27 protein-coding genes are annotated in these 24,401 nt (G+C 67.7%); 14 read left to right on the top strand and 13 right to left on the bottom strand.

Going from position 1 to position 24,401, the window contains the following annotated elements:
- The first annotated feature begins 42 nt into the window (after nucleotides 1-42).
- The gene (gene dusA, locus AncyloWKF20_RS01535; protein WP_279316219.1) at nucleotides 43-1,056 is read left to right on the top strand and encodes a tRNA dihydrouridine(20/20a) synthase DusA; all 1,014 of its coding nucleotides are present in this window, start codon (nucleotides 43-45) and stop codon (nucleotides 1,054-1,056) included.
- Nucleotides 1,056-1,892, top strand: coding sequence for a sulfite exporter TauE/SafE family protein (locus tag AncyloWKF20_RS01540; RefSeq protein ID WP_279316220.1), 837 nt, complete (start codon nucleotides 1,056-1,058; stop codon nucleotides 1,890-1,892). The genes dusA and AncyloWKF20_RS01540 overlap by 1 nt, the downstream gene beginning before the upstream one ends.
- 23 nt (nucleotides 1,893-1,915) lie before the next feature.
- Here the strand turns inward: AncyloWKF20_RS01540 and AncyloWKF20_RS01545 are convergent, their stop codons facing one another.
- From AncyloWKF20_RS01545 to bluB, 4 genes are read right to left on the bottom strand one after another with little or no spacing between them, the layout of a single operon-like run.
- Nucleotides 1,916-2,641: a TIGR02281 family clan AA aspartic protease gene (locus AncyloWKF20_RS01545; protein WP_279316221.1), complete on the bottom strand. Its 726-nt coding sequence runs from the start codon at nucleotides 2,639-2,641 to the stop codon at nucleotides 1,916-1,918.
- A complete protein-coding gene (locus tag AncyloWKF20_RS01550) occupies nucleotides 2,638-2,808 on the bottom strand; it encodes a DUF1289 domain-containing protein (protein ID WP_279316222.1) in 171 nt (56 codons plus the stop codon). The genes AncyloWKF20_RS01545 and AncyloWKF20_RS01550 overlap by 4 nt, the downstream gene beginning before the upstream one ends.
- A gap of 14 nt (nucleotides 2,809-2,822) precedes the next feature.
- Nucleotides 2,823-3,641, bottom strand: a complete 819-nt coding sequence (gene cobS, locus AncyloWKF20_RS01555; protein WP_279316223.1) for an adenosylcobinamide-GDP ribazoletransferase — start codon at nucleotides 3,639-3,641, stop codon at nucleotides 2,823-2,825.
- Nucleotides 3,642-3,652: 11 nt separating this feature from the next.
- Entirely contained in the window at nucleotides 3,653-4,333 is a 681-nt protein-coding gene (bluB, locus tag AncyloWKF20_RS01560; protein ID WP_279316224.1) for a 5,6-dimethylbenzimidazole synthase, read from the bottom strand.
- Between the two features lie 145 nt (nucleotides 4,334-4,478).
- Between bluB and cobT the strand changes: the two genes are divergently transcribed.
- Nucleotides 4,479-5,501, top strand: coding sequence for a nicotinate-nucleotide--dimethylbenzimidazole phosphoribosyltransferase (cobT, locus tag AncyloWKF20_RS01565; RefSeq protein ID WP_279316225.1), 1,023 nt, complete (start codon nucleotides 4,479-4,481; stop codon nucleotides 5,499-5,501).
- A 148-nt stretch (nucleotides 5,502-5,649) separates the two neighbouring features.
- Nucleotides 5,650-6,234, top strand: coding sequence for a thermonuclease family protein (locus AncyloWKF20_RS01570; RefSeq protein WP_279316226.1), 585 nt, complete (start codon nucleotides 5,650-5,652; stop codon nucleotides 6,232-6,234).
- Between the two features lie 581 nt (nucleotides 6,235-6,815).
- On the opposite strand, the gene AncyloWKF20_RS01575 is transcribed toward AncyloWKF20_RS01570, so the two are convergent.
- Nucleotides 6,816-7,379: a hypothetical protein gene (locus AncyloWKF20_RS01575; protein WP_279316227.1), complete on the bottom strand. Its 564-nt coding sequence runs from the start codon at nucleotides 7,377-7,379 to the stop codon at nucleotides 6,816-6,818.
- 241 nt (nucleotides 7,380-7,620) lie between these two features.
- On the opposite strand from AncyloWKF20_RS01575, the gene AncyloWKF20_RS01580 reads away from it, so the two are divergent.
- Both AncyloWKF20_RS01580 and AncyloWKF20_RS01585 read left to right on the top strand, forming a co-directional pair.
- Nucleotides 7,621-8,268: a uracil-DNA glycosylase family protein gene (locus AncyloWKF20_RS01580; protein WP_279317848.1), complete on the top strand. Its 648-nt coding sequence runs from the start codon at nucleotides 7,621-7,623 to the stop codon at nucleotides 8,266-8,268.
- Nucleotides 8,269-8,388: 120 nt separating this feature from the next.
- Complete coding sequence (locus AncyloWKF20_RS01585; protein WP_279316228.1) at nucleotides 8,389-8,847, top strand: DoxX family protein; 459 nt, start codon at nucleotides 8,389-8,391, stop codon at nucleotides 8,845-8,847.
- 172 nt (nucleotides 8,848-9,019) lie between these two features.
- On the opposite strand, the gene AncyloWKF20_RS01590 is transcribed toward AncyloWKF20_RS01585, so the two are convergent.
- From AncyloWKF20_RS01590 to AncyloWKF20_RS01600, 3 genes are all read right to left on the bottom strand, one after another.
- Nucleotides 9,020-9,769 (bottom strand): ABC transporter permease, encoded by a 750-nt coding sequence (locus tag AncyloWKF20_RS01590; protein ID WP_279316229.1) that lies wholly within the window; start codon nucleotides 9,767-9,769, stop codon nucleotides 9,020-9,022.
- Complete coding sequence (locus AncyloWKF20_RS01595) at nucleotides 9,769-10,491, bottom strand: ABC transporter permease (protein ID WP_279316230.1); 723 nt, start codon at nucleotides 10,489-10,491, stop codon at nucleotides 9,769-9,771. The genes AncyloWKF20_RS01590 and AncyloWKF20_RS01595 overlap by 1 nt, the downstream gene beginning before the upstream one ends.
- A gap of 73 nt (nucleotides 10,492-10,564) precedes the next feature.
- Nucleotides 10,565-11,290, bottom strand: coding sequence for an ABC transporter substrate-binding protein (locus AncyloWKF20_RS01600; protein ID WP_279317849.1), 726 nt, complete (start codon nucleotides 11,288-11,290; stop codon nucleotides 10,565-10,567).
- Between the two features lie 341 nt (nucleotides 11,291-11,631).
- Between AncyloWKF20_RS01600 and AncyloWKF20_RS01605 the strand changes: the two genes are divergently transcribed.
- The 6 genes from AncyloWKF20_RS01605 to AncyloWKF20_RS01630 all read left to right on the top strand — a co-directional run bounded on the left by AncyloWKF20_RS01605 (nucleotide 11,632) and on the right by AncyloWKF20_RS01630 (nucleotide 17,211).
- On the top strand, nucleotides 11,632-12,846 hold the full coding sequence (locus AncyloWKF20_RS01605; RefSeq protein WP_279316231.1) for an Mrp/NBP35 family ATP-binding protein: 1,215 nt from the start codon (nucleotides 11,632-11,634) through the stop codon (nucleotides 12,844-12,846).
- A 74-nt stretch (nucleotides 12,847-12,920) separates the two neighbouring features.
- Nucleotides 12,921-13,157, top strand: coding sequence for an AbrB/MazE/SpoVT family DNA-binding domain-containing protein (locus AncyloWKF20_RS01610; protein ID WP_279316232.1), 237 nt, complete (start codon nucleotides 12,921-12,923; stop codon nucleotides 13,155-13,157).
- Nucleotides 13,157-13,567, top strand: a complete 411-nt coding sequence (locus tag AncyloWKF20_RS01615; protein WP_279316233.1) for a type II toxin-antitoxin system VapC family toxin — start codon at nucleotides 13,157-13,159, stop codon at nucleotides 13,565-13,567. Before AncyloWKF20_RS01610 ends, AncyloWKF20_RS01615 begins: the two co-directional genes overlap by 1 nt.
- 155 nt (nucleotides 13,568-13,722) lie before the next feature.
- Entirely contained in the window at nucleotides 13,723-14,814 is a 1,092-nt protein-coding gene (locus AncyloWKF20_RS01620) for a TRAP transporter substrate-binding protein (RefSeq protein ID WP_279316234.1), read from the top strand.
- A 123-nt stretch (nucleotides 14,815-14,937) separates the two neighbouring features.
- Nucleotides 14,938-16,062, top strand: coding sequence for a TRAP transporter substrate-binding protein DctP (dctP, locus tag AncyloWKF20_RS01625; protein WP_279316235.1), 1,125 nt, complete (start codon nucleotides 14,938-14,940; stop codon nucleotides 16,060-16,062).
- 48 nt (nucleotides 16,063-16,110) lie between these two features.
- Nucleotides 16,111-17,211 (top strand): TRAP transporter substrate-binding protein, encoded by a 1,101-nt coding sequence (locus AncyloWKF20_RS01630; protein ID WP_279316236.1) that lies wholly within the window; start codon nucleotides 16,111-16,113, stop codon nucleotides 17,209-17,211.
- A gap of 71 nt (nucleotides 17,212-17,282) precedes the next feature.
- On the opposite strand, the gene AncyloWKF20_RS01635 is transcribed toward AncyloWKF20_RS01630, so the two are convergent.
- The 3 genes from AncyloWKF20_RS01635 to moaA form a co-directional block, all read right to left on the bottom strand.
- Nucleotides 17,283-18,206: a DMT family transporter gene (locus tag AncyloWKF20_RS01635; protein ID WP_279316237.1), complete on the bottom strand. Its 924-nt coding sequence runs from the start codon at nucleotides 18,204-18,206 to the stop codon at nucleotides 17,283-17,285.
- Between the two features lie 114 nt (nucleotides 18,207-18,320).
- The gene (locus AncyloWKF20_RS01640) at nucleotides 18,321-19,511 is read right to left on the bottom strand and encodes an MFS transporter (RefSeq protein ID WP_279316238.1); all 1,191 of its coding nucleotides are present in this window, start codon (nucleotides 19,509-19,511) and stop codon (nucleotides 18,321-18,323) included.
- Between the two features lie 151 nt (nucleotides 19,512-19,662).
- Nucleotides 19,663-20,649, bottom strand: coding sequence for a GTP 3',8-cyclase MoaA (gene moaA, locus AncyloWKF20_RS01645; RefSeq protein ID WP_267585761.1), 987 nt, complete (start codon nucleotides 20,647-20,649; stop codon nucleotides 19,663-19,665).
- A 306-nt stretch (nucleotides 20,650-20,955) separates the two neighbouring features.
- On the opposite strand from moaA, the gene AncyloWKF20_RS01650 reads away from it, so the two are divergent.
- Nucleotides 20,956-21,336 (top strand): DUF971 domain-containing protein, encoded by a 381-nt coding sequence (locus AncyloWKF20_RS01650; RefSeq protein ID WP_279316239.1) that lies wholly within the window; start codon nucleotides 20,956-20,958, stop codon nucleotides 21,334-21,336.
- Between the two features lie 114 nt (nucleotides 21,337-21,450).
- Here AncyloWKF20_RS01650 and AncyloWKF20_RS01655 read toward each other — a convergent pair whose 3' ends face one another.
- Nucleotides 21,451-22,044 (bottom strand): L,D-transpeptidase, encoded by a 594-nt coding sequence (locus AncyloWKF20_RS01655; protein WP_279316240.1) that lies wholly within the window; start codon nucleotides 22,042-22,044, stop codon nucleotides 21,451-21,453.
- Nucleotides 22,045-22,214: 170 nt separating this feature from the next.
- Nucleotides 22,215-23,309: a polysaccharide pyruvyl transferase family protein gene (locus tag AncyloWKF20_RS01660; protein ID WP_279316241.1), complete on the bottom strand. Its 1,095-nt coding sequence runs from the start codon at nucleotides 23,307-23,309 to the stop codon at nucleotides 22,215-22,217.
- Between the two features lie 393 nt (nucleotides 23,310-23,702).
- On the opposite strand from AncyloWKF20_RS01660, the gene AncyloWKF20_RS01665 reads away from it, so the two are divergent.
- A complete protein-coding gene (locus AncyloWKF20_RS01665) occupies nucleotides 23,703-24,347 on the top strand; it encodes a porin family protein (RefSeq protein WP_279316242.1) in 645 nt (214 codons plus the stop codon).
- Nucleotides 24,348-24,401: the final 54 nt, after the last annotated feature.

Raw genomic sequence — 24,401 nt, forward strand, 5'->3', positions numbered from 1 at the left:
TTCGGGCGCATGATGTGCCCATAGACTTGAAACTACGAAATAATGCTGCAGACACAATCACATCGCTTCTCCGTTGCCCCTATGATGGACTGGACCGACCGGCATTGCCGGGCGTTCCATCGGGTGCTGTCGCGCCGGGCGCGGCTCTATACGGAGATGGTGACGGCCAATGCCGTCATCTTCGGCGACCGGGAGCGGCTGCTGGGTTTCTCGGCGCAGGAGCATCCGGTTACCGTGCAACTCGGCGGCTCCGACCCCGAGGCGCTCGCCAAGGCGGCGGTGATCTGTGCGGCGTGGGGCTATGACGAGATCAACCTGAATGTCGGCTGTCCCTCGGACCGGGTCCAAGGCGGCAATTTCGGCGCGTGCCTGATGCGCGACCCCGCTCTGGTCGCCGCCTGCATCGCGGCGATGAAGGCGGCGGTCGCCATCCCCGTCACGGTGAAATGCCGCATCGGCGTGGATGAGCAAGACCCCGAGCCGGCGCTCGACGCGCTCGCCGACGCGGTGCTCGCCGCAGGCGCGGATTCGCTGATCGTCCATGCCCGCAAGGCCTGGCTGCAGGGCCTGTCGCCGAAGGAAAATCGCGACATTCCCCCGCTGGATTATGATCGCGTCTACCGGCTCAAACAGCGCCTGCCGCATGTGCCGGTGAGCATCAATGGCGGAATTGTCACGATTGACCAAGTACTTGGCCATATCGCCCATGTCGATGGCGTGATGCTCGGCCGCGCCGCCTACCAGAACCCGGATCTGCTTCTGGAGGTCGATCCGGCGCTGTTCGGCGAGGCCGCGCCGCACGCGGATGGCTTCGCGGCGGTGGAGGCGTTCGAGCCCTATGTCGCCGCCCATATCGAGGCGGGCGGTCGCCTGCATGATGTTACCCGCCACATGCTCGGCCTGTTCACCGGGCGGCCGGGCGCGCGGGCCTATCGCCGGCATCTGGCGACCGAGGGCGTGAAGCCCGAGGCGGGACTGCCGGTGCTGCGCGCGGCGCTGGACGAGGTGCGCCGGGCCGAGGCGCGGCGTGACGCCCGCACGGCGCTGGTGGCCTGATGCTCGCGTCCATTCCGGTCGATCATCTGATGTGGCTCGCCGGCGCGTTGCTGGTGGCGGGCTTTGCGACGGGCATCCTTGCCGGCCTGTTCGGCATTGGCGGCGGTGCGATCATCGTCCCCGTGCTGTACGAAGTCTTTGGCGCCGTTGGCGTTTCCGATTCCGAGCGGATGCATCTGTCGGTCGGAACCGCGCTCGCCATCATCGTGCCGACGGCGCTGCGCTCCTATTTCGCCCACCGCGCCCGCACCAAGATCGACAATTCGGTGCTGAAGATCTGGGCCGCGCCGCTGGTCGTCGGCGTCATCGCCGGCACGGCGCTGGCGGCGGTGTCGAACGACGTCGTGCTGAAGATCGCCTTCGTCGCCTTCGCGGTGCTGATGTCCGGTAAGCTCTTGTTCGGGCGGGAGAGTTGGGTGATTGCGGACAGGCTGCCGGGACGGCTCGCCATGTCCGCCTATGCCTTCGGCATCGGCCTCGCCTCGCCACTGATCGGCATCAGCGGCGGCGGTATCGCGACGGTGGTGCTGACGCTCTACCGTGTGCCGATCCACACGGCGATTGCCACCTCGGCCGGGCTCGGCGCGCTGATCGCGGTGCCCGGCACGATCGGCTATGTCATCAGCGGAATACCGCACCTGCCGAACCTGCCGCCGCTCTCCATCGGCTATGTCTCGCTGCCAGGCCTCGTGCTGGTCGGCGGGGTGGCGACGCTGGCGGCGCCGCTCGGCGCGCGCCTCGCCCACGCCTTCACCAAGCGCCAGCTCGAGGTTGGCTTCGGGCTTTATTTGCTGCTCGTCGGCCTGCGCTTCGTCATCGCGCTTGCCGGCTTCTGACGGGCGAGCGGAAAAAAACGTAGCTATTGCGCGATCTTGGCGCGCATCACCAGCTTCTCGCCGCGGATCTCGAAGCTGGCGAGGCGCGAGAGGAAGCTCATGCCGAGCAGGCTGTGCTTCAGCGTGCCGGGGCTGGCGATGAGGGCGGGGACGTCGCGTTCGGCGATGGAGCCGGCGATCTCTACCCGGTCGAGCACCACAGCGGCGGCGCGGCCGCGGCCGTTGGCGGTGTCGATGGGGATGTCGTAGCGGATGAACTCGATGGGCAGGCCGGCGGCGACGGCATCCTCGGGCGTCAGCACCACGCTGGAGGCGCCGGTATCCACCAGCATAGGTATTTTTGTACCGTTGATCTCGACGCGCACATTGAAGTCGCCATCGCGGGCGCGGGCGACCTCGACCGACGGCCCGCCATCATGGGCGAGCGGCACGGCATAGCCCGGCGCCAGCTCCGCCAGCACGCGATAGGCCACCGCGTGCAGCTCGAAACGGTAGGTATAGCCGACGCCGAGCACGCAGAAGATGACCAGCCAGAGCGCCGCCGCGCGCAGCGCCTCGCCCAGCCGGCCGGAAAAAGTGGCCAGTAGGCTGGCGGCGATGATCAGCGCGAAAGCCGTGTAACCCACGGCATAAGCAAGCGAATCCACATCGAGCCCGGCCACCGGGCCGTGCTGGGAGGCCCACACCATCAGCCCGACGCCGGCGGCGAGGCCGATGAGGATGATCCACATCAGGCGGTCATGGTTCATTGTCCCGCCTCCCGGTTGAGGCGGGCCATGACGGCGCGGCGCTCGGCTTCGCTCATCGTGCTCCAGGCGCCAATCTCATCGAGCGTGCGGCCGCAGCCGGTACAATGTTGCCGGCTGGCGTCGAGCGTGCAGATCGAGACGCAGGGTGTCGAGACGGGTGCGGGCATCGGATTCGGAGCGCTCAAGGATGCCGCGCGAAGATAAGCAGACCCAGCAGGAAGGCAATCTCGACCAGAAGGGCCGCCGCACCGGCGACATCGCCCGTTTGACCGCCGAATTGGGCGCGGGCAAGGCGGGCGAGGGCTGAAAAGCCAAGAAAACCAAGGACAAGGCCGCCGGCCAGGGCGCCCGCGCCAAAGCCGGGGATAACCGTGAGCGCGGCGATCACGAGCGCGAGGCCGCCCGCTTTCCACCGCGCCGGAGCCGACGGGCGCCCCGCGCCATGGCCGAGACCCTCCGGCCGGGCCGGGGGGAGGGCGGCGAGCATGAGCACCGGGGCGAGGCGCCCCACCGCGCCGGCCGCCAGCAGCGCCGCCGCGGTCGCGAGAATATCAATGTCCATAAGGGCTTGCAGCGTGACGACGCGCAGCGTCACGGCGAGGATCAGCGCCAGCACGCCGAAGCTGCCGAGCCGGCTGTCGCGCATGATTTCCAGCCGGCGCGCTACGGTCATACCGCCGAGCCCGTCGGCGACATCGGCCAGCCCGTCCTCATGCAGCCCGCCGGCGACGATGACGAGCACCATGACGGTGAGCGTCGCGACGACCAGTGAGGGCAGGCCGATGAGTGCAAAAGTCAGTGCAGTGAGAGCGCCAGTCAGGCCGATGAGTGCACCGGCCAGCGGGAAGGCCGGGGCCAGCCGGTCGAGGTCGGGCGGGCCGTCCTGTGCCGGCTCGAAGGGCAGGCGCGGCACCGGCAGGCGGGAGAGGAAGCGCAGCGCCGCCGGCAGGGCGCGCAGCACCTCCCCGGTCGCTTCCGAGGCAGCCTTCAGGCGGGACATGGCGGCTCCGCTCAACGCGCGACCATGAGATCGGCTGGGGGACGGCGACGCTCCCAGCCGGCGCGCTCCAGTTCGGGCGTGTCGGCGGGGGCGGCGGGATAGCCTATGCACAGATAGGCGACGAGATGCCAGTGGGCCGGCACCTCCAGCGCCGCCGTCACCTCGGCGGGATCGAGGATCGACACCCAGCCGACGCCGATTCCCTCGGCCGCCGCCGCCAGCCACAGCGTGTGAATGGCCATGACGGCTGAATAGGCGACGGTCTCCGGCATGGTGGCGCGGCCGAGGCCGTGGCCGGTCGCGGGATCGGGCTCGACGAAGACGGCGAGATGCTCCGGCGCCTCGTCGAGCCCCGCGAGCTTCAGCGTCGCATAGAGCGCGGCGCGCTCCCCCTCCTGCGCGGCCAGCGCCTGCGCGTTGCAGCGGGTGAAGGAGGCGCGCACCGCCGCGCGGCGGGCGGCATCATCCACCCGCACGAAGCGCCAGGGCTGGCAGAGGCCGACGCTCGGGGCCGTGCAGGCCTGGGCGACCAGCGCCTCTAGCCGGCCCGCCGGCAGGGGTTGGGTGAGAAAATGGCGCACATCCCGCCGCCAGGCGAACAGATCGTCCAGCCCGGCGCGGAAGGCCGCGTCGAAGGCGGGCGGGCCGCCGGCCGGGGGCGGCGGGGGGAGGGTTTCACCTATGAGCGCCATGGGAAGCCGGGGGTCCGTCCTCAGGTCACGGTTTTGCGCTGCGCCGGATGTGGGGGTTGCGCGTACATGAGGCAGGGTCTACCCCGCCGCCGCGCGCGATGCGACAACCATCCCGTCCGTCGCGGCTTTCATGCACGAGGCTTTCATGCTCCGCTCCGCCACCGGCCTGCCCTTTGACGACATCCGCAACCTGATCGCCCAGATGCCGGGCCCGGATGAGGCGGCGCGGCAGGCCGCCACCGCCCGGCAGGGGCAGCTGGTGAAGCCGCCGGGCGCGCTCGGCCGGCTGGAGGAGATCGCCATCCATATCGCCGGCTGGCAGGGGCGGGAGATTCCGGTGGTGAACCGGCCGACCGTCGCGGTCTTCGCCGCCACCCATGGCGTCGCCGCGCGCGGGGTCTCGCCCTACCCGTCGGAGGTGACCAAGCAGATGGTCGCCACCTTCACCAATGGAAAGGCGGCGGTGAACCAGATTTGCGGCGTGTTCGGCGCCGGGCTGCGCGTGTTCGACCTCGCGCTCGATCTGCCCACCCCTGACATCGTGGAACAGGACGCGCTCACCGAGGCCGAATGCGCGGCCACCATGGCCTTCGGCATGGAGGCGCTGGCGGGTGAGCCGGACCTTCTGTGCCTCGGCGAGATGGGCATCGGCAACACCACCATCGCCGCCGCCATCTTCCACGGGCTCTATGGCGGCACGGCCGCCGACTGGGTCGGCCCCGGCACCGGCTCGACCGGCGAGACGCTGGCCCGCAAGATCGCCGCCGTCGAGGCGGCCGTAACGCGCGCCAAGGGCCATCTCGACGATCCGCTGGAAGTGCTGCGCAAGCTCGGCGGGCGCGAGGTGGCGGCGATGGCCGGGGCGATCCTCGCCGCGCGGCTGCAGCGCGTGCCGGTGGTGCTCGACGGCTATGTGGTGACCGCCGCCGCCGCCGTGCTGAAGGCCCTGGACCCGCGCGCGCTCGACCATTGCCTCGCCGGCCATGTCTCGGCCGAGCCGGCCCACCGCGCCGTGCTGGAGCGGCTGGAATTGCGGCCGATCCTCGATCTCGGCATGCGCCTCGGTGAGGGCTCGGGCGCGGCGCTGGCGGTTGGCGTCATCAAGTCGGCGCTCGCCTGCCATGGCGGCATGGCGACCTTTGCCGAGGCCGGGGTGGCCGAGGGGTGAGGGGCGGTTCTGGACTTCGCTGTCATCCCGGACGGCCGCAGGCCGAGCCGGGATCGCGACGGATAGGGCCGGCGAGCCCGGCGCTACGTTTCGCCAAGCCAGCCCTTGGGCGTGCCCAAGGCAAGACAAGCGGCGCCGGGATGACGCCATGCGGCCGCCGCGGCTGACCTATGGGCGCCCTCCCGGCGGGCGCGGCTGGCGGCGCAGCAAATGGCGGCGCAGTACTTGGGGCTCGATCTTCGTCGCGCTGGTGCTGGTCGGCGTGGCGCTGGTGGTGGAGCGGCTCGTGCCCCCGCTCACCGGCGCGGTGCGGGTGGCCGATGGCGACAGCCTCGTCGTGGACGGCGAGCGGGTTCGGCTCGACGGCATCGACGCGCCGGAGCTGCACCAGTCCTGTGGCGCGCCGGGGAAGGAATGGCCCTGCGGCGCGCGCGCCAAGGCGGCGCTGGAAGCCGTCGTCGCGCAGGGCGCGGTGACCTGCCGCCCGGTCGATGAGGACCGCTATGGCCGAGCCGTCGCGATCTGCGGTGTCGGGGCGGACGATCTCGGGGCGGACGACCGAGGGGGCGACGATCTCGCGGGCCTGCAGGTCGCGGCCGGCTGGGCGCTGGCCACCGGCCTTGCCTATCGGCGGGAGCAAGCTGCCGCCCGCGCGGCCGGCCGGGGCATCTGGTCCGGCCCCTTCGAGGAGCCCGCCCAGTGGCGCGAGCGCCATCCCCGCCCGCCCTCGTGAGGGGGTGGGAGGAATCGTCATCCCGGACGGGCCATCGGCCCGATCCGGGATCGTGTGACAGGAGCGGCACGCGATCCCGGCTCTGCGCTCCGCTTCGGCCGGGATGACGAGGGTTTTCGGCCGTCATCCCCGGGCTTGACCCGGGGATCCACGCCTTTGGCAGGGAGCGCCGCGAGGGACATGGTGGATGAAGGTGAGCGGCCTCTGGTCCTCTCATCATCCCGGACGGCCGGAAGGCCGATCCGGGATCGCGGGCCGCGTGAAGCCTTGCACGCGATCCCGGCTCTGCGCTGCGCGGAGCCTGCCCTTGGGCTTGCCGAAGGCAAGACCCGAGGGGCCGGGATGACGAGGGCTAGGTGGTGCCTTGTTGGCGCTGGCGGCGAGGGAAGGCCGCTACGCGGAGTCTCCCCTGGGCCCCGGATCATCGTCGCGCTGCGCGCAACTCGTCCGGGGAGCGGTGCTTTCCGATAATACGCCGTCATCCCCGGGCTTGACCCGGGGATCCACGTCTTTGGTGGGAACCCCGCGAGGGAAGTGCTGGATAGCGACGGTTGGCGCGCGTTCGGCGATGATCTCCGCCCTCAGCGGCGGCGTTTCAGCCGGGTGTACCAGAGGGCGGCGGTGACGGCGGCGGCGAGCGCCAGGAGGGTCAGGGTCAGAAGGGCCGCGTCGATCTCGTTGTCGGCGCTCAGGGCCTCCTCGGAGGCATGGCGGTTTGCCTTGTCGACGAGGCCGAGAATGGCCGCGTCCAGCTCCACGAACAGGTCGTGCAGCGCGCCGCTGACGCGGGCCTGGGCGTCGAACTCGCGCGGCGGGCTCTTCATCCAGTCATCATGCGCCTGAAGGAAGCGGGTGAGCCGCTCGCCCACCATCTCGGTCATCACCGGATCGCGCGCGAGTTCGGGAAGCTGCCGGTACTGCTCGAACAGCGCCAGCAGCTCCTGCCGGCGCTGGGCGGCGAGGCTTTCGGCCAGCGCGCGCTCATCATGCGATGGCGCCAGGGCGCGGTAGGTTTCGGCTAGGCGCAGGCGGGCCGCGCGGCTGTCCATCTCGGCCAGCAGGCTGACCGCCGGCATCCAGGTCTCGTGGATCGCCTCGATATGGTGGTCGATATGCCGGAGGATCCCGGCGACGATCGCCGCCACGCACGCCACCACCAGGGCGGCCCCAACCGCGAGCGCGCGGACACGTCGTCGGATCGTCTCAGGTCGAGGCACGATATGCTTCCCGAATGCAGCCTTGAGCAGACGTCACGCCGCGTCGGCCCGATAGTGGGACGACCGATTACCTTTCGGCAAGTGCGTGGTGTGCCCGACGGGCGCGGGCCACCGTGCCGGACCGGCCGACGGGCTTTCGGCCCGGCTGGCGCGCGCCTATCTACAGGCCATGTCCGATCTGGCCGCCCGACCCGAACGCCTCGACGATCTGCTCGCGCGCATCCGGGCGTGCCGGCTCTGTGTCGAGGCGCCGCGCGGGGTGGCGCTGCCGCATGAGCCGCGCCCGGTGCTGCATGTCGGGCCGACGGCGCGGCTGCTCATCGCCAGCCAGGCGCCCGGCACGAAGGTCCATGCCTCCGGCCGTTCCTTCGACGATGCCTCGGGCGACCGGCTGCGGGCGTGGCTCGGGCTCGACCGGGCGACCTTTTACGACGAGGGCCGCGTGGCCATCGCCGCCATGGGCTTCTGCTTTCCCGGACAGGACGCCAAGGGCGGCGACCTGCCGCCGCGCCGGGAATGCGCCGGCCAGTGGCATGACCGCCTGTTCGCGGCGCGCGCGCCCTTCGACCTGATCGTCGCGGTGGGCGCGAGCGCGCAGGCCTATCATCTGCGCCGGCTGGGGCTGGAGCGTTTCGCGCGCGGCGGGCTGACCGAGCGGGTGATGGCGTGGCGGGAGATCTGGGAGGCGCGCGCCGCCCCGCGCGTGCTGCCGCTGCCGCACCCGTCCTGGCGCAACACCGGCTGGCTGAAGCGCCACCCCTGGTTCGAGGCGGAGCTGCTGCCGGTGCTGCGCGCCGAGGTGGCGCGGCTGGTGTGAGCGGAGGGCGCCGGACAGTATTACGTTAGGTGATAGGCAGCATTACCTAGTTTGCGGCAGGTCAATGGCAGACAAAGGGCGGGGTCTACTGTGATGCCGCATTTGGAGTGGAGACATCAGATGACCACCGCCCTTGTTGCCCCCGCGGGTTCTGCCGGCCTGCTGAGGAAGATTGTCGGCCCCGTGCTGCTGCCCGACGCCTTCGTGCTCACCGACGGCATGAATATCGTCCGCCTTGCGGCGGGAGCCTTCTATGCCCCGCATGTCATCCAGAAGCTGACCGGCATCGAGAGCTCGCTGGCCTTTTTCGACCGGGCGGGCCTCCAGCCGGCGCCGTTCTTCCTGGCGCTGTCGATCATCTTTGAGACGCTGGCCTTCGTCGGCCTCACCTTCGGCCTGTTCACGCGCTGGATCGCGCTGGCATCGGCGGGCTGCCTCGTCGTCGCCGCCTATGCGATCATTCAGACCAAGGGACTGGGCTGGTTCTGGGCGCGCGGCGGCATCGAGTATCTCGTCTTCTGGTGCGTCATTTCGCTAGCGGTGGCGCTGGACGCCTGGCGGCGCACCCTGAAGGCGTGAGCGCCGTCGCCCCAATCGGCACAGGCCGCATCCGCCTCTGGCGATGCGGCCTTTTTCGTGGTGGTTCGCGCCTTTTCGAGCGACGCGGAGTCCCGGCTCGCGTGAAGAAAGGCGCCGAAACAACAAGCGTCGGCTTTTCCGGTGAACCGGACTTAACCGGAAAAACCCGCGCTCAGCGCGAGACCAGCAGGTGCCGGTTGAGCCGGCGCTCCAGCACGTCCCACACCCGGCGGACGATCTCGACCATGATGAGATAGAGCGCCGCCGCCCAGAGATAGACCTCCATATCGTAGGAGCGGGAGAAGGCGAGGCGCGTCACGCCCATCAGGTCATAGACCGTGATCACCGAGGCGATGGCGCTCGACTTGATCATCAGGATCAGCTCATTGCCGAGCGGGCGCAGGCCGATGGCGAAGGCCTGCGGCACGATCACCTTGCGATAGGCCAGCACGCGGGTGAGGCCGAGCGCCTGCGCGCCCTCCATCTGGCCGACCGGCAGGCTCTGTATGGCGCCGCGCAGGATTTCCGACTGATAGGCGGCGGTGTTGAGCGTGAAGGTCAGTACCGCGCAGTTGAAGGCGTCGCGGAAGAACCACCACAGCCCGACCTCGGTCAGCGCCTCGCGGAACTGGCCGGCGCCGTAATAGATCAGGAAGGTCTGCGCCAAGAGCGGCGTGCCGCGGAAGAAGTAGGAATAGCCGAAGGACAGGCCGGCGAGCAGCTTGCCGCCCTCGATGCGGGCGATGGCCAGCGGCCAGGCGAGCAGCGCGCCGATGCCGACCGAGATGATGACGAGCTGCAGCGTGACCCACACGCCCTCGAGGAAGCGCAGGCCGTAGCGCCCCATCAGATCGCTGTTGAGGCCGATGAAGCTCATCAGCGACAGAAAGCCGGCGCCGACAAGATCGAGAAACGTCTGCATCAGTGGCCTCCCACGCGCTTGAAGCCACGGGAGGCGCGCGCCTCCAGCCGGGTGAACACCACGCTCGAAAGGCCGGAGAACACCAGATAAATCAGGCAGGCGACGAGGTAGAAGAAGAAGGGCTGCTTGGTCACACCCACCGCGATGGCGGTCTGGCGCATCAGATCGGTGATGGCGATCACCGAGACCAGCGAGGTGTCCTTGAGCAGCACCATCCAGTTGTTGGACAGGCCCGGCAGCGCCACGCGCCAGAGCTGCGGGAAGGTGACCAGCCGGAACACGCGGAACTTCGACAGGCCGAGCGCGGCGGCGGCTTCCTTCTGCCCGCGCGGCACGGCGCGGATGGCGGCGAGCAGCACCTCGCTGGAGAAGGCGCCAAGCACGAGGCCGAGCGCGGCGACGCCGGCGACGAACTGGTTCACCTCGACATGCGCGCCCTCGACGAAATAGCCGGCGATGCGGGTGAGCAGCATCTGCCCGCCATAATAGACGATGAACAGCGTCAGCAGTTCGGGCAGGCCGCGGAACACGGTGGTGAACAAATTGCCGGCGGCGCGCAGCAGCCAGTTCGGCGAATCCTTCGCCAGCGCCACGCCGAGGCCGATGGCGATGCCGATCGGCAGGGTCACGACGGCGAGCTCGATGGTGACGAGCGCGCCCGCGAGGATTTCGTCTCCCCAGCCATCCGGGCCGAAGGAGATGAGACGTAGGAGGTCCAGCATCGAAAGGGGCGCGCTCCGCGTTCGGCCCAAAGGTCAGGCGCCGTTCCGGCAGGCCCGGAACGGCGCGGCGCGCTCAGTAGACGCTGAAGGGGAAATACTTGTCGTTGATGGTCTTGTAGGTGCCGTCAGCGCGAATCTCGTCGATCGCCTTGTTGAACATGGCGACCAGCTCCGGGTCATCCTTGCGGATACCCACGCCCACGCCCTCGCCGAAGTATTTCGGGTCGGTGTATTCGGCGCCGGTGAACTTGCAGCAGGCGCCATCCTTGGTGGCCAGCCATTCCATCAGCACGACCTTGTCGGCCAGGATGCCGTCGAGGCGACCATTGGCGAGGTCGAGATTGGCCTCGTCCTGCTTGCCATAGAGCTTCACCTCGGCGCCGGCCTTGCCGTACACGTCCTCGAGGTAGTTGGAATGGATGGTCGAGGCCTGCGCGCCGAGCACCTTGCCCTTGAGGGCGGCCGGCGAGGTGTCAGTGATCTTGGAATCCTTCGGCACGGCGAAGGTGGCCGGAGTCTTGTAGTACTTCTTGGAGAAGGCGATCTGCTTCTGCCGCTCTTCCGTGATCGACATGGAGGCGACGATGGCGTCGTATTTGCCGGCGAGCAGGGCGGGGATGATGCCGTCCCAATCCTGCGCGACGAAGGTGCAGGTGACCTTCATCTTCGCGCAGAGCGCCTTGGCGATGTCGATGTCGAAGCCCTTGAGCTCGTTATTCTCGATATAGTTGAAGGGCGGGTAGGCGCCCTCCGTGCCGATGCGGACGGTCTTCCATTCCTTCGCGGAGGCGGCGTCCATGCCGACGGTGCCGACGATGGCTGGGGCGACGAAGAACGCCGCGGCGGCGAACAGGCGCGACAGGGCCCGGCGGGTAACGAAGCTCATGATAGTCCCCTCTGACGTGTGTCGTCCGGTTGTTGGTTTTCTTACCGGCTACCCATGCTGGCATTATTTCCAAATATAGCGCAACGGGGCCTGCTTCATTCCTAGTCAGAAAGTCGCTGTGGACGTTCCATGGGCATTGCGCCGTCCATTGAGCGCATCAATCACGCAACGACTGGCGCCGGGTTGACGCTTGCCTATCTGTGGTGTCTCACGGGTGAAACACCGTTTGGAACATGTCCAGCGAGGAGACGATCATGGCGACGGCAGACGAGGTTCGCGCGCGGCTGGCTCAGGTCTCGGCGCCGGACGGTCGGCCGGTGACGGAGACCGGCGTGCTCTCCGACATCCTCGTGTCCAACGGCAAGGTCTATATGTCGATCACCGTGGATGCGGGCGAGGCGAAGGCCTGGGAGCCGGTGCGCGCGGCGGTGGAACGCACGGTGCGCGGCACGCCCGGCATTACCTCCGCGCTGGTGGCGCTGACCGCCGAGCGTAAGGGCGGGGCGGCGCCCGCTGGTGGCACGTCCACCCAGCCGGTGCGCGTCTCCGGCCAGGGTGGGCATTCCCATGAAGGCCATTCGCACGCCGGGCATTCTCACGCCGGTCACGCGCACGCCGGCCATTCTCACCCCCAGCCGCCGGCCGATCCGCAGAAGGAATCCTCCGGCCTGCCCGGCGTCGGCGCCATTATCGCCGTGGCTTCCGGCAAGGGCGGCGTCGGCAAGTCGACTCTGGCCGCCAATCTCGCCCTCGGCCTTGCCGCCACCGGGCTGAAGGTCGGCCTGCTCGATGCCGATATTTACGGCCCCTCCGTGCCGCGCCTCATGGGGCTGCGCGGCAAGCCGGAGGTGAACGGGCGGATGATCCAGCCCATGCAGGCCTTCGGCCTGAAGGTCATGTCCATCGGCTTCCTGGTGGACGAAGAGACCCCGATGATCTGGCGCGGCCCGATGGTGATGTCCGCCATCAGCCAGCTGCTGAAGGAAGTGAACTGGGCGCCGCTCGACATTCTCGTCGTCGACATGCCGCCGGGCACCGGCGACGCGCAGCTGACCATGGCGCAGCAGGTGCCGCTGGCCGGCGCGGTGATCGTCTCCACCCCGCAGGATCTCGCGCTGATCGACGCGCGGCGCGGCATCGCCATGTTCCAGAAGGTGAACGTGCCCGTGCTCGGCATCGTCGAGAACATGAGCTACTTCATGTGCCCGCATTGCGGCGGGCGCTCCGACGTGTTCGGCCATGGAGGCGCGCGGCATGAGGCGCAGCGTTTCGGCGTGCCCTTCCTCGGCGAGGTGCCGCTGCACCTGTCGATCCGCGAGACCTCGGACGCCGGCCGCCCGATCACCGCGACGGCGCCTGACAGCCACGAGGCGCAGATCTACCGCGGCATCGCCAATTCCGTGCGCGAAGCCCTCGCTGGCCGCCGCAACGCCGCCCGCCCGGCGCCGCGCATCGTCATGGAGGGGTGAGGGGCAGCGTTGAAGCCAGTGCCTGACCATCGTATATATGTGAATGTATATACGATGGTCAGGTGAGGCCCCTCATGAGCACCGCGAAAGTCTTCATCTCCGGCAATAGCCAGGCTGTCCGGCTGCCGAAGGAATTCCGCCTGAAGGGTCCTGAGGTCGAGATTTTCCGACGCGGCGACGAGATCGTGCTGCGCGAAAAGCCGGAAGGGCTGGCGCATCTTCTCGACATTCTCGACGCCCTTCCCGAGGACGTATTGACCGAGGCACCGGATGATCCACCACCGGCGCCTGTTGATAGTGGCGAGCGTTAATGGCGGCGCGCTACCTGCTCGACACCAACATCATCATCGCGCTGCGACGACGGCGCCCGTCTTCGCTGGTTGAGCGACTGAGCCGCCTTCAGCCGGGGGAGGTGGTGATGTCGGCAGTGGTGTATGGCGAGCTCTGTTACGGCGCCGAGAAGAGCGTGCGTCGCGACGAGGCGCAGGAGGTTCTTCAGCGGCTGACACAAGCGATCCCGGTCGACCCGCTGCCGGGCGATGCCCCCCTCGTCTATGGCCGTGTTCGCGCGGCGCTGGAAGCGCGCGGCGCCATTATCGGCGGCAATGACCTCTGGATCGCGGCGCACGCGCTGGCGCGCGGATTGGTGCTGGTGACCGGCAATGTCCGCGAGTTTGGCCGCGTGCCGGACCTCGTCGTGGAAGACTGGAGCGTCGACTGAGCGAAGCGTCATCACCCCTCGACAAAAGGCGCACATCCCGCGCCGTTGCGTTGCGGAAATCCGTGGCGTACCAGTTAGGTCGAACAGAAAATCGTGTGTGGAAGCGCGCCAATGCGCCAACCGCGCCGTGAGGAAATCCCATCAGGAGAGACAGCATGAAGCGCCGTCAGTTCTTGGCCGCCGCCGGCACCGGTGCGGCTGCCGCCACCACCATCGCCGCGCCGGCCATCGCCCAGTCCGCCCCCGAAATCAAATGGCGCCTCGCCTCCAGTTTCCCTAAGTCGCTCGACACCATCTATGGCGGCGCCGACGTCATGTCGAAGATGGTCTCCGAGCTGACCGACGGGAAGTTCCAGATCCAGGTCTTCGCCGCCGGTGAGATCGTGCCCGGCCTGCAGGTGCTCGACGCCGTGCAGAACAACACGGTCGAGATGTGCCACACCGTCTCATATTACTTCGTCGGCAAGGATCCGACCTTCGCGGTGGCTGCCTCGGTGCCGTTCGGCCTCAATGCCCGCCAGCAGAACGCCTGGCTGTACCAGAACGGCGGCAACGAGCTCTTCAACGAGTTCTACAAGAAGTACAACGTGTTCGGCATGCCCTGCGGCAACACCGGCACGCAGATGGGCGGCTGGTTCTCCAAGGAGATCAAGACCGTCGCCGACCTTAACGGCCTCAAGATGCGCATCGGCGGCATTGCCGGTCAGGTGATGTCCAAGCTCGGCGTCGTGCCGCAGCAGATCGCCGGCGGCGACATCTATCCGGCGCTGGAAAAGGGCACGATCGACGGCGCCGAGTGGGTCGGCCCCTATGACGACGAGAAGCTCGGCTTCTACAAGGTCGCGAAGTACTATTACTATCCCGGCTGGTGGGAAGGTGGCCCGACCATCCACGCCTTCGCCAATCTGGAAAAGTACAACGAGCTGCCCAAGCCCTATCAGGCGGCGCTGCGGGCGGCCTCGACCTATGCCAACACCATCATGCAGGCGCGCTACGACGTGCAGAACCCGCCGGCGATCAAGCGCCTGGTGGCCAATGGCACGCAGCTGCGCCCGTACCCGACCGAAGTCATGGAAGCCTGCCTGAAGGCGACCAACGAGCTCTGGGCCGAGATCTCCGCCAAGAACCCGGACTTCAAGAAGGCGATCGACACCATGCAGGCCTTCCGCAACGAAGAGAATCTGTGGTGGCAGGTGGCCGAATACACCTTCGACAGCTTCCAGATCCGCACCCGCCCGCGCGGCTGAGGCGAGATCGCGACCACCCACCGAACGCAATGCCCGGGGGTCTCTCCCGGGCATTGTCATGTGAAGTCGCTGTAACGGGGTTGCGGTTGCATCGCCCGGCGGGAAGTGACAGGAAAAGCCGCCATGACACAGCAGTCCCCGAAAGGCGCGGCGCTCGGGCGTCGGGCCGTCCTGCGCGGCGCCGGTCTCGCGACCACCGCCGCCGTCACCGCCGTTGCGGCTCCCGCTATCGCCCAGAGCGCGCCACAGGTGCGCTGGCGCCTCACCTCCAGCGTGCCCAAGGTGCTGGACGCGATCTTCGGCGCCAATGAGCTGGTGTCGAAATATGTGAGCGAGGCGACCGACGGGCGCTTCGTCATCCAGAACTACGCCGCCGGAGAGATCGTGCCGGGCCTTCAGGCGCTGGACGCGGTGCAGAACGGCACGGTCGAGGTCGCCCAGACCCCGCTCTATTACTATCTCGGCAAGGATCCGAGCTTCGCCTGCTTCACCACCGTGCCCTTCGGCCTCAATGCCCGCCAGCAGAACGCCTGGTACTACCATGGCGGCGGGCGCGAGCTGCAGGACGAGGTGCTGGCGAAATACAACCTCGTCGGCTTCCTCGGCGGCAATACCGGCACCCAGATGGGCGGCTGGTTCCGCAAGGAAGTGAAGGACGTCGCCGACTTCAAGGGGCTGAAGTTCCGCATTGGCGGCATTGCTGGGCAGGTGGTCGCCAAGCTCGGCGTCGTGCCGCAGCAGATCGCGCCGGGCGACATCTATGCCGCGCTGGAAAAAGGCACAATCGACGCCTGCGAATGGGTCGGCCCCTATGACGACGAGAAGCTCGGCTTCGTGAAGGTCGCGCCCTATTACTACTATCCCGGCTGGTGGGATGGCGGGCCGACGATGAACGTCATCGTCAACCGGGCGAAATGGAACGAGCTGCCCAAGCCCTATCAGGCGATCTTCGAGGCGGCGACCGCCTATGCCAATGCCGACATGCTGGCGAAGTACGACGCCCGCAACCCGGCGGCGCTGCGCCGGCTGGTGGCCGCGGGCGCGCAGCTTCGCCCCTTCCCGCAGAGCTTCATCGACGCCTCCTACACGGCGACGACCGAGCTCTATGCCGAGATCGGCGCCAAGAATGCCGGCTTCAAGAAGATCATGGACTCGCTCCTCGCCTTCCGTAACGAGGAGTATCTGTGGTGGCAGGTTGGCGAATACCCCTATGACGGCTACATGATCCGCGCCCGCACAAAGGGCTGAGGCACGGCTGCCTGCGCGGCCGCGCCAAGAAAAGCAGAAGGAACCGCTATGACGACCTCGACGTCCCGCCGCCGCCTGCTGAAGGGCGCGGGCCTTGCCGCTGCCGCCTCGACGCTGGCCGCGCCCGCCATCGCCCAGAGCGCGCCGCAGATCCGCTGGCGCCTGACCTCGAGCTACCCCAAGACGCTCGACACCATCTATGGCGCCTCGCTGCTGCTGTCGAAATATGTCGGCGAGGCCACCGACGGGCGCTTCACCATCGACGTCTTCGCCCCCGGCGAGATTGTGCCGGGCCTGCAGGCCTTCGACGCGGTGCAGAACCGCACGGTCGAGATGGGCCAGACCGCGCTCTATTACTATATCGGCAAGAACCCGGCCTTCGCGCCCTTCACCACGATGCCCTTCGGGCTGAACGCGCGGATGCAGACGGCGTGGCTCTACCATGGCGGCGGCAACGAGCTGCAGAACGCCTTCCTCGCCAAGTCCGGCGTCATCGGCTTTGCCGGCGGCAATACCGGCGCGCAGATGGGCGGCTGGTTCCGCAAGGAGATCAAGTCGGTCGACGACCTCAAGGGCCTGAAGATGCGCCTGCCGGGCCTTGCCGGCCAGGTGCTCTCGCGCCTCGGCCTGGTGCCGCAGAACCTCGCGGGCGGCGACATCTACCCGGCGCTGGAAAAGGGCACGATCGACGCGGCCGAGTTCGTCGGCCCGGTGGATGACGAGAAGCTCGGCTTCAACCGCGTCGCGCCCTATTATTACTATCCCGGCTGGTGGGAGGGTGGCCCGACCATCCACTTCGTCGCCAATCTCGCGGCGTGGAACGAGCTGCCGCGCGCCTATCAGTCGGCGTTCGAGGCGGCCTCGGCCTATGCCAATGCCGACATGCTGGCCAAGTATGACGCGCGCAACCCCGGCGCGCTGCGCCGGCTGGTGGCGGGCGGCGCCCAGCTTCGCCCGTTCCCGGCGGACCTGATGGACGCGGCGTACAAGGAGAACATCGCGCTGATGGGCGAGATCTCCGCCAAGAACGCGGACTTCAAGACGATTTACGACTCGATGCTGGCCTTCCGCAACGAGGAGTATCTGTGGTGGCAGGTCGGCGAGTATCCGTATGACGGCTACATGATCCGCGCCCGCACGCGCGGCTGATCGCCCTGACCCTGAAACGATACGGGCCGCCCCAAGGGCGGCCCGTTTTCGTTCCGGCAGGCAAGTGAGGCTCAGGCTGCCTTGCGCGGCTCGTCCGGCAGGGTGTCGAGCACCGGCGTGGCGACGACATCCGGGGCCGGGCGGTGCTGGCTCATGGAGAACAGCCCGGCGGCCATGATGACGGCCATGCCGATCAGCGAGACGAAGTCCGGCATGGCGTGGAACACGGCGGCGGAAATGCCGACCGAGCACACCACCGCCGCGTAGCGGAAGGGCGCGATGGCGGCGGGATCATTGCCGCGGAAGGCGGCGATGGTGAGCATGTGCCCGCCGATGAGCGAGATGCTGCCGGCGAGCAGATAGCCCAGCGTCATCAGGTCCAGCGCCTGCCAGTCCTCCACCGTGCTGCCGGCGAAGCCGATCAGCATGCCGATGCCGGCGGTGGCGAAGGTGACCACCAGCGTCGGCACATGCGCGCCGATGCGGCCAGTGATGAAATCGCGGATGGCGATGAGCAGGGCGGCGCCCAGCGGCAGCATCGCCATCGGATCGAAGGCTGAGCTGCCCGGCTTGACGATCAGCGTGACGCCGACGAAGCCGACGCCCACCGCCACCCATTCCAGCGGCCGGATGCGCGAGCCGAAGAAGAGCACCGCCGCCGCCATGGTGGCGAGCGGGGCGACCTGGATGATCGCGGTCGCGTCGGCGATCGACATGGTGACGATGGCGGTGATGAACAGCATCGCCGTGAAGGCTTCCAGCACGCCGCGCAGCAGCACCCGCGCATCGAACACGTAGCGCAGCATCCCGGTCTCGCGCTTCCACGCCATGATCGCGACCAGGAAGCTGATCGCCATCACCCCGCGCACGGCGAGGATCTGCGAGGGCGGGATATGCGCCAGCGCGAGCTTGGAGAAGGCGTCATTGGCGGCAAAGACGCAGGAGCCGGCGATCATCAGGAGGATGCCGCGGCGCAGAAGGGTCGAGGGGTGCATTGGAACGCGAAAGCCGAAAGAGGTGAAGGCGCATAAGGGCTCGCCGATCGCGTCGGAATAAAGACGAGACCTTACGCAAAGCTGTTTTCGGCTCCGCGTTACTTGCGGGTCAGCTCAGCACTCTTCGCATGCCGGGGCGTCCGCCGCGCTGACGAGGCCGCCATCGCGCCGCTCCAGCGCCTGCGAGACCATGCACAGGCCGAGCGCGCCGACCGCCAGCGCCGCCCCGACCCAGGGCAGTTCCGCATAGCCGATGCCGACCGTGATCGCCGCGCCGCCGATCCACGCGCCAGCCGCATTGCCGAGGTTGAAGGCGCCCTGATTGAGCGTCGAGGCGAGGTTCGGCGCACCTACAGCCGCGTCGACCACGCGGGTCTGGATCGGCGGCACCACGGCGAAGACGAGAATTCCCCACACGAAGACGGTGGCGATGGCGGCGGCCACGAAGGCGCTGGTGAACACCATCGCGACCATCACGACCGTGAGACCGATGAAGCTCGCCATCAGCGAGGGCATCAGCCGCCAGTCGGCCAGCCGCCCGCCGAGGATGTTGCCGATGGTGATGCCGACGCCGAACAGCAGCAGCACATAGGTGACGGTATGCGGGGTAAGGCCGGTGACCTCGCGCAGCAGCGGCGCGATATAGGTGAAGACGGTGAACAGGCTCGCCGAGGCCAGCACGCTCATCAACATGGTCAGCACCACCTGCGGGCGCTTCAGCACCGCGAATTCCTTGAGGATGTTGCCGGCACTGTGCGGAATATCACGGGGCACCCAGAGCGCGATGGCGCTCACCGCGAGAATGCCGATTGCGACCACCGCCCAGAAGGTGGAGCGCCAGCCCCAGGCCTGGCCGAGCGCGGTGCCGAGCGGCACGCCCAGCACATTGGCCAGCGTCAGCCCCGCGAACATCAGCGCGATGGCGCTGGCGCGCTGGTTCACCGGCACGAGGCTCGCCGCCACCACCGCGCCGATTCCGAAAAAGGCGCCGTGGCAGAAGGCGGTGACCACGCGCGCGGCCATCAGGAACCAGTAATCCGGCGCGATGGCGCACAGGAAATTGCCGAGCACGAACATGCTGGCAAGGCCCATCAGCGTCGCCTTGCGCGGCAGGGAATTGGTGATGATGGCGACGATGGGCGCGCCGACCACGACGCCGAGCGCATAGCCCGTCACCAGCAGGCCCGCCGCCGGGATGGAGACGCCGAGATCGGCGGCCACCTCGGGCAACAGCCCCATGATGACGAATTCTGTGGTGCCAATGCCAAAGGAAGCCATGGCCAAAGCCAACAGCGGGAGCTGCATGGTCGATCACGCCCGGAACAGAGAATCAGGAGGAAGCTAGGTAGCTCTACGGATGAGGGAGAGCTATGCACATCCTGTTGCAGCGCAGCAATAAAGCGTGGCGGGAAGCACCCATGCGGCAGGCGGGCAGCAGACGGGGAGGCCGGCGGGCTCAGCCGCCGGTAACGCTCATGTGCCGGCGCAGCGCGGGCGGACGACCGGGGCGGTCGATCACGAAATCGTGGCCTTTCGGCTTGCGGAAGATCGCGTCGTCGAGCGCGGCGTGCAGCCGGTCGTCGCTTTCCGAGGCGCGCAGCGGGGTGCGCAGGTCCGCCGCGTCGTCCTGGCCGAGGCACATATAGAGCGTGCCGGTACAGGTGACGCGCACCCGATTGCAGCCCTCGCAGAAATTATGCGTCAGCGGCGTGATGAAGCCGAGACGGCCCCCGGTTTCCTTGATCGAGACGTAGCGCGCCGGGCCGCCGGTGCGGAACGGGATATCTTCCAGCGTCCAGCGCTCGGCCAGCCTCTCGCGCACCGTGGAGAGCGGCAGATACTGGTCGAGCCGCTCGGCCCCGGTCTCGCCCAGCGGCATGACCTCGATGAGCGAGATGTCCATGCCGCGCCCATGCGCCCATTCGATGAGGGCGGGGATTTCCGCCTCGTTATCGCCGGCCAGCGCGACGGCGTTGAGCTTCACATGGATGCCGGCGTTCTGCGCGGCGTCGATGCCGGCGAGCACCTTGGACAGGTCGCCCCAGCGGGTGAGGGCGCGGAACTTCGCCGGGTCCAGCGTGTCGAGCGAGACATTGATGCGCTTGACGCCACACGCGGCGAGATCGCCGGCGAAACGGGCGAGCTGCGAGCCATTGGTGGTGAGGGTGAGTTCTTCCAGCGCGCCCGAATCGAGGTGGCGGGAGAGCGAGCGGAACAGCGTCATCACGTCCCGGCGCACCAGAGGCTCGCCGCCGGTGAGGCGCAGCTTCTTCACCCCGCGCACGACAAAGGCGGAGCAGAGGCGATCCAGCTCCTCCAGCGTCAGCAATTCGGGCTTGGGCAGGAACGTCATGTGTTCCGCCATGCAGTACACACAGCGGAAGTCGCAGCGGTCGGTGACGGAGACGCGCAGATAGCTGACAGCGCGGCCGAACGTGTCCATGAGCGGGGCGCGCGGCGCCTCCCGCTGGAACTGGTCGATGATGGCTTCCGGTCGGCTCACGCTAGGCTCCCGAGACGCCGCCCCTGATGGGTTAAGTAGCGTCAATTTCTATCATTTCTAATCGGTCCGCTGGGCAGTGCCAAGGCGCTGAACCCTATCGGGCGATTGCCGGAGCCACTTGACGGTCACTTGACGGTGAGGTCTTCCCGGCCCGCACGTCGGCGCGTGCCTCGCGCCACCTTGGCGAGCGGCCCGCCCGCCTCTATGTGGGGGACGCACGCGCAGGGACAAGCAAGGGGACACGCCATGACCGACGCCTGGCCGACCGAGATCAAGATCCACAAGGACAAGGGCGCGCTGACCATCGCCTTCGAGGATGGCGCCAATTTCACGCTGAGCGCGGAATATCTGCGGGTCGAGAGCCCCTCGGCCGAGGTCCAGGGGCACTCTCCGGCCGACCGCCAGCTCGTGTCCGGCAAGCGCGAGGTGCGCATCCAGGAGGTGATCCCGGTCGGCAATTACGCGGTGCGGCTGATCTTCGACGACGGCCACTCGACCGGCATCTACACCTGGGACACGTTCCATCAGCTCGGCCGCGAGCACCCGACGCGCTGGCCGCGCTATCTTCAGGAACTCGCCGCCAAGAACCTCTCCCGCGACCTGCCGGGGACCGTGCGCCGGCATTGATTAATCCGTGCCGTCATCCCGGCCGAAGGCGAAGCCGGAGAGCCGGGATCGCCCTCCATCCCCGTGACGATCCCGGATCGGCCTGCGGCCGTCCGGGATGACGCTGAGGCCGTGTCAGTTCAGCACGATGACCTTGGTGCCGACATTCACCCGGCTGTAGAGGTCGGTGACGTCGTCATTGGTCATGCGGAAGCAGCCCGAGGACACCGCCTGGCCGATCGTCTCCGGCTCGTTCGAGCCGTGGATGCGGTAGAGCGATGAGCCCAGATACATGGCGCGCGCGCCGAGCGGGTTGTCGATGCCGCCGGGCATGTAGCGCGGCAGATCGGGCCGGCGCTGGAGCATCTGCGGCGGCGGGGTCCAGCCCGGCCACTCGGCCTTGCGGGTAATGGTCTTCACGCCCGACCAGCGGAAGCCGTCGCGGCCGACACCGATGCCGTATTTCAGCGCCGTGCCGTCCGGCTGGATGAGATAGAGCCGGCGCTCGGCGGTGTTCACCACGATGGTGCCGGGCGCATAGGGCCCGTCATAGCGCACCGTGGTGCGGCGGATCGGCGAGACGCCGGAACCGCTTTTGGGACCGATCCCGAAATCATACGGCTTGGGAAATACGTTGCTCAAAGCCAGGGTCTGCGCGGAAGCCGGCGCGGCCCCCATCCACCCCAGCGCGGCGACCAATGCCACCGCTCCCCAGTTCGTCACTCGCATCCTGCCCTCTCGGCTCACTGCGCCGGCATGCGCCAACCCCTGACGCTCTGCCGAGCCTTGCCGATTGTTGCCGCATCGGCAGCCATTCGTCGATGGTTTGAATTTTGAAATAATGCCGCGACGGGCGGGTTGTGGGTCCGGCGCCCGCCGTCGCAGCGGTTTATGGCGCGCTATGGCGCGGCGGCCACACCGGCCTTTGGTGCCGCGGGGCGAGCGCTGCGCGCCTTGTCGTCGCGCCTGAGCTGCGCGACATCGTGCTGGAGCGCCAGAGAGCGAATGACCGGGTGGTCCCAGATGCTGCCGCCGGGCGGGGCCTCCAAAGGGGCGGGTTGGACGGGCAGGGCGTCGAGCAGCGCATCGGCGTCCTTCAGGTCGATGGGGCGCCAGTTCGCGTCGATATCGGCCATCAGCCGTCCCCAATCGGTCGCCCGCGCGCGCGGCTGGCCGAAGGCGCGCAGCGTCTCCCGTCCCATGCCGCGGTAAAGGTCGACGATGCGCAGATCGACATTGCCATCGGGCTCCAGCGCCAGGTCGATCGGTCCGGGGCTGTCGCCCTGCGGGGAGAAGTAAAGGCAGGGAATGCCGTAGCTCTCGGCGATGACCATGCCGTGCAGGCTGGTGGAGACGATGCGCTCGCAGGCGCGGATCTCGTCGATCTTGTCGCGCAGCCCGTCGATGGTGATCGGCGTGACGGTGGTGATGAGGTGGACGTCGTCAGCGAACTCCGCCGGCACGACATAGCGCAGGTCGGCCGCGTGCGGGTGGGCCTCATAGTCCCGGTCGGCGAGTTCGGAGAGGTGCAGGATGCAGCCGAGCTTCCACTTCTTGCCGACCGGCGCGGCGTGAAACTGCGGCAGTAGCCAGACCGGATCGCCATAGATGCCGCTGCCCGTGCCACCGCCATTCAGCAGCCTCTCCGACACCGGGCCGCGCGTTGCCCGCACATGGAACCGACTGTCGGGCGATGGAACGAAAGGCTGGCGCTCCTCCGCGCCCTTGCCGGGGTTCAGCCAGTTCGAGCAGCCCGTGCCCCAGAAATACACGTCGCCGCCAGCGAAGCCGTGGCCGATGGTGCCCACCGCCGCCATGCGGGGGGAGCTCGACTTGGTGGGCACGCGATGCACCGGCAGCCCGCTTGCCAGTGATACCATCACCGGGCTGAGAGCATCTCCGAAATTGAGATAATTCATCTGCATAGTCGAACCGGCCCATCCTAGCGGAATGCTGCCGGTCTCTCGGGCGATATCGTCGATCAGTCCGCGCATGGAACCTCCACCGGGTGTTCGGGGTTGATGCGCGACTGTGCGACTACTTTGGGGGGTGGGGCAATGCGTAGCTAAATACCATGAAATCGGGTGACCCCCGCGCCGGGAATACAACCTGAGCGTGGGGTGTGCGGTGCGGCAAGTCCGGGCCGGTCGCGGCGTGCGCCGGGGGCGGGTTAATAAAACCTTGCTGGCACCGTTGATCGATTAGTAATAATTCAAGCAACATCTAAGCATTATCATACCGTAATCGGGTATCATGATGCTATTCGTGCGAATAATCAGCGTAATGATGTTGTAAATGAAGTGTCTGTCTGTGCTTTTCATGCACTAGTTGGCGCGTTTTCACGATGTTAGGCTTGGGCCAATATCGTAAACCTGAGGGGTCTCCCGATGCGTAAGTTTTCACTCTCCGCGGTTGCACTGGTGCTGATGGGCGGTACGGCCTTCGCGGCGGACCTCCCGGTCAAGGCGCCGGCGGCCTACATCGCCCCCGTTCCTGTCTTCACCTGGCAGGGCTTCTATATTGGCGCGAATGCCGGCTATGGCTGGGGCAGCTCGGACTTCGACAATGGCTTCGATCTCGGCGGCCAGGATGGTGCCATCGTCGGCGGCCAGATCGGCTATAACTGGCAGTGGGACAATGTGGTGTTCGGCATCGAGGCCGACCTGCAGTACGCCGACCTGAACACCGGCTATGACTTCGTCGGCGGCGGTTCGCTCAACAGCAGCATGGACTATTTCGGCACGGTGCGTGCCCGCCTCGGCTACGCCTTCGACATGTTCCTGCCCTACGTCACCGGCGGTCTCGCCTATGGCAAGAACGAGATCGACTTCAACTATCTCACCGGCGGCGGTTCCGACAGCAACACCCATGTCGGCTACACGGTCGGCGCCGGCGCCGAATACGCCTTCTCGCCGAACTGGAGCGCCAAGGTCGAGTATCTGTGGACCGACCTCGGCAGCGAGGAATATCTCGGCCGCGATGTGGACGTGTCCTTCAGCACCGTCCGCGCCGGCATCAACTACCGCTTCTGATCCGGTTCTCCGATCGGCCGTGTGGCCGATCTGCCGAGCCTGACGACCAACTCG

Source organism: Ancylobacter sp. WKF20 (assembly GCF_029760895.1).
GTDB lineage: Bacteria > Pseudomonadota > Alphaproteobacteria > Rhizobiales > Xanthobacteraceae > Ancylobacter.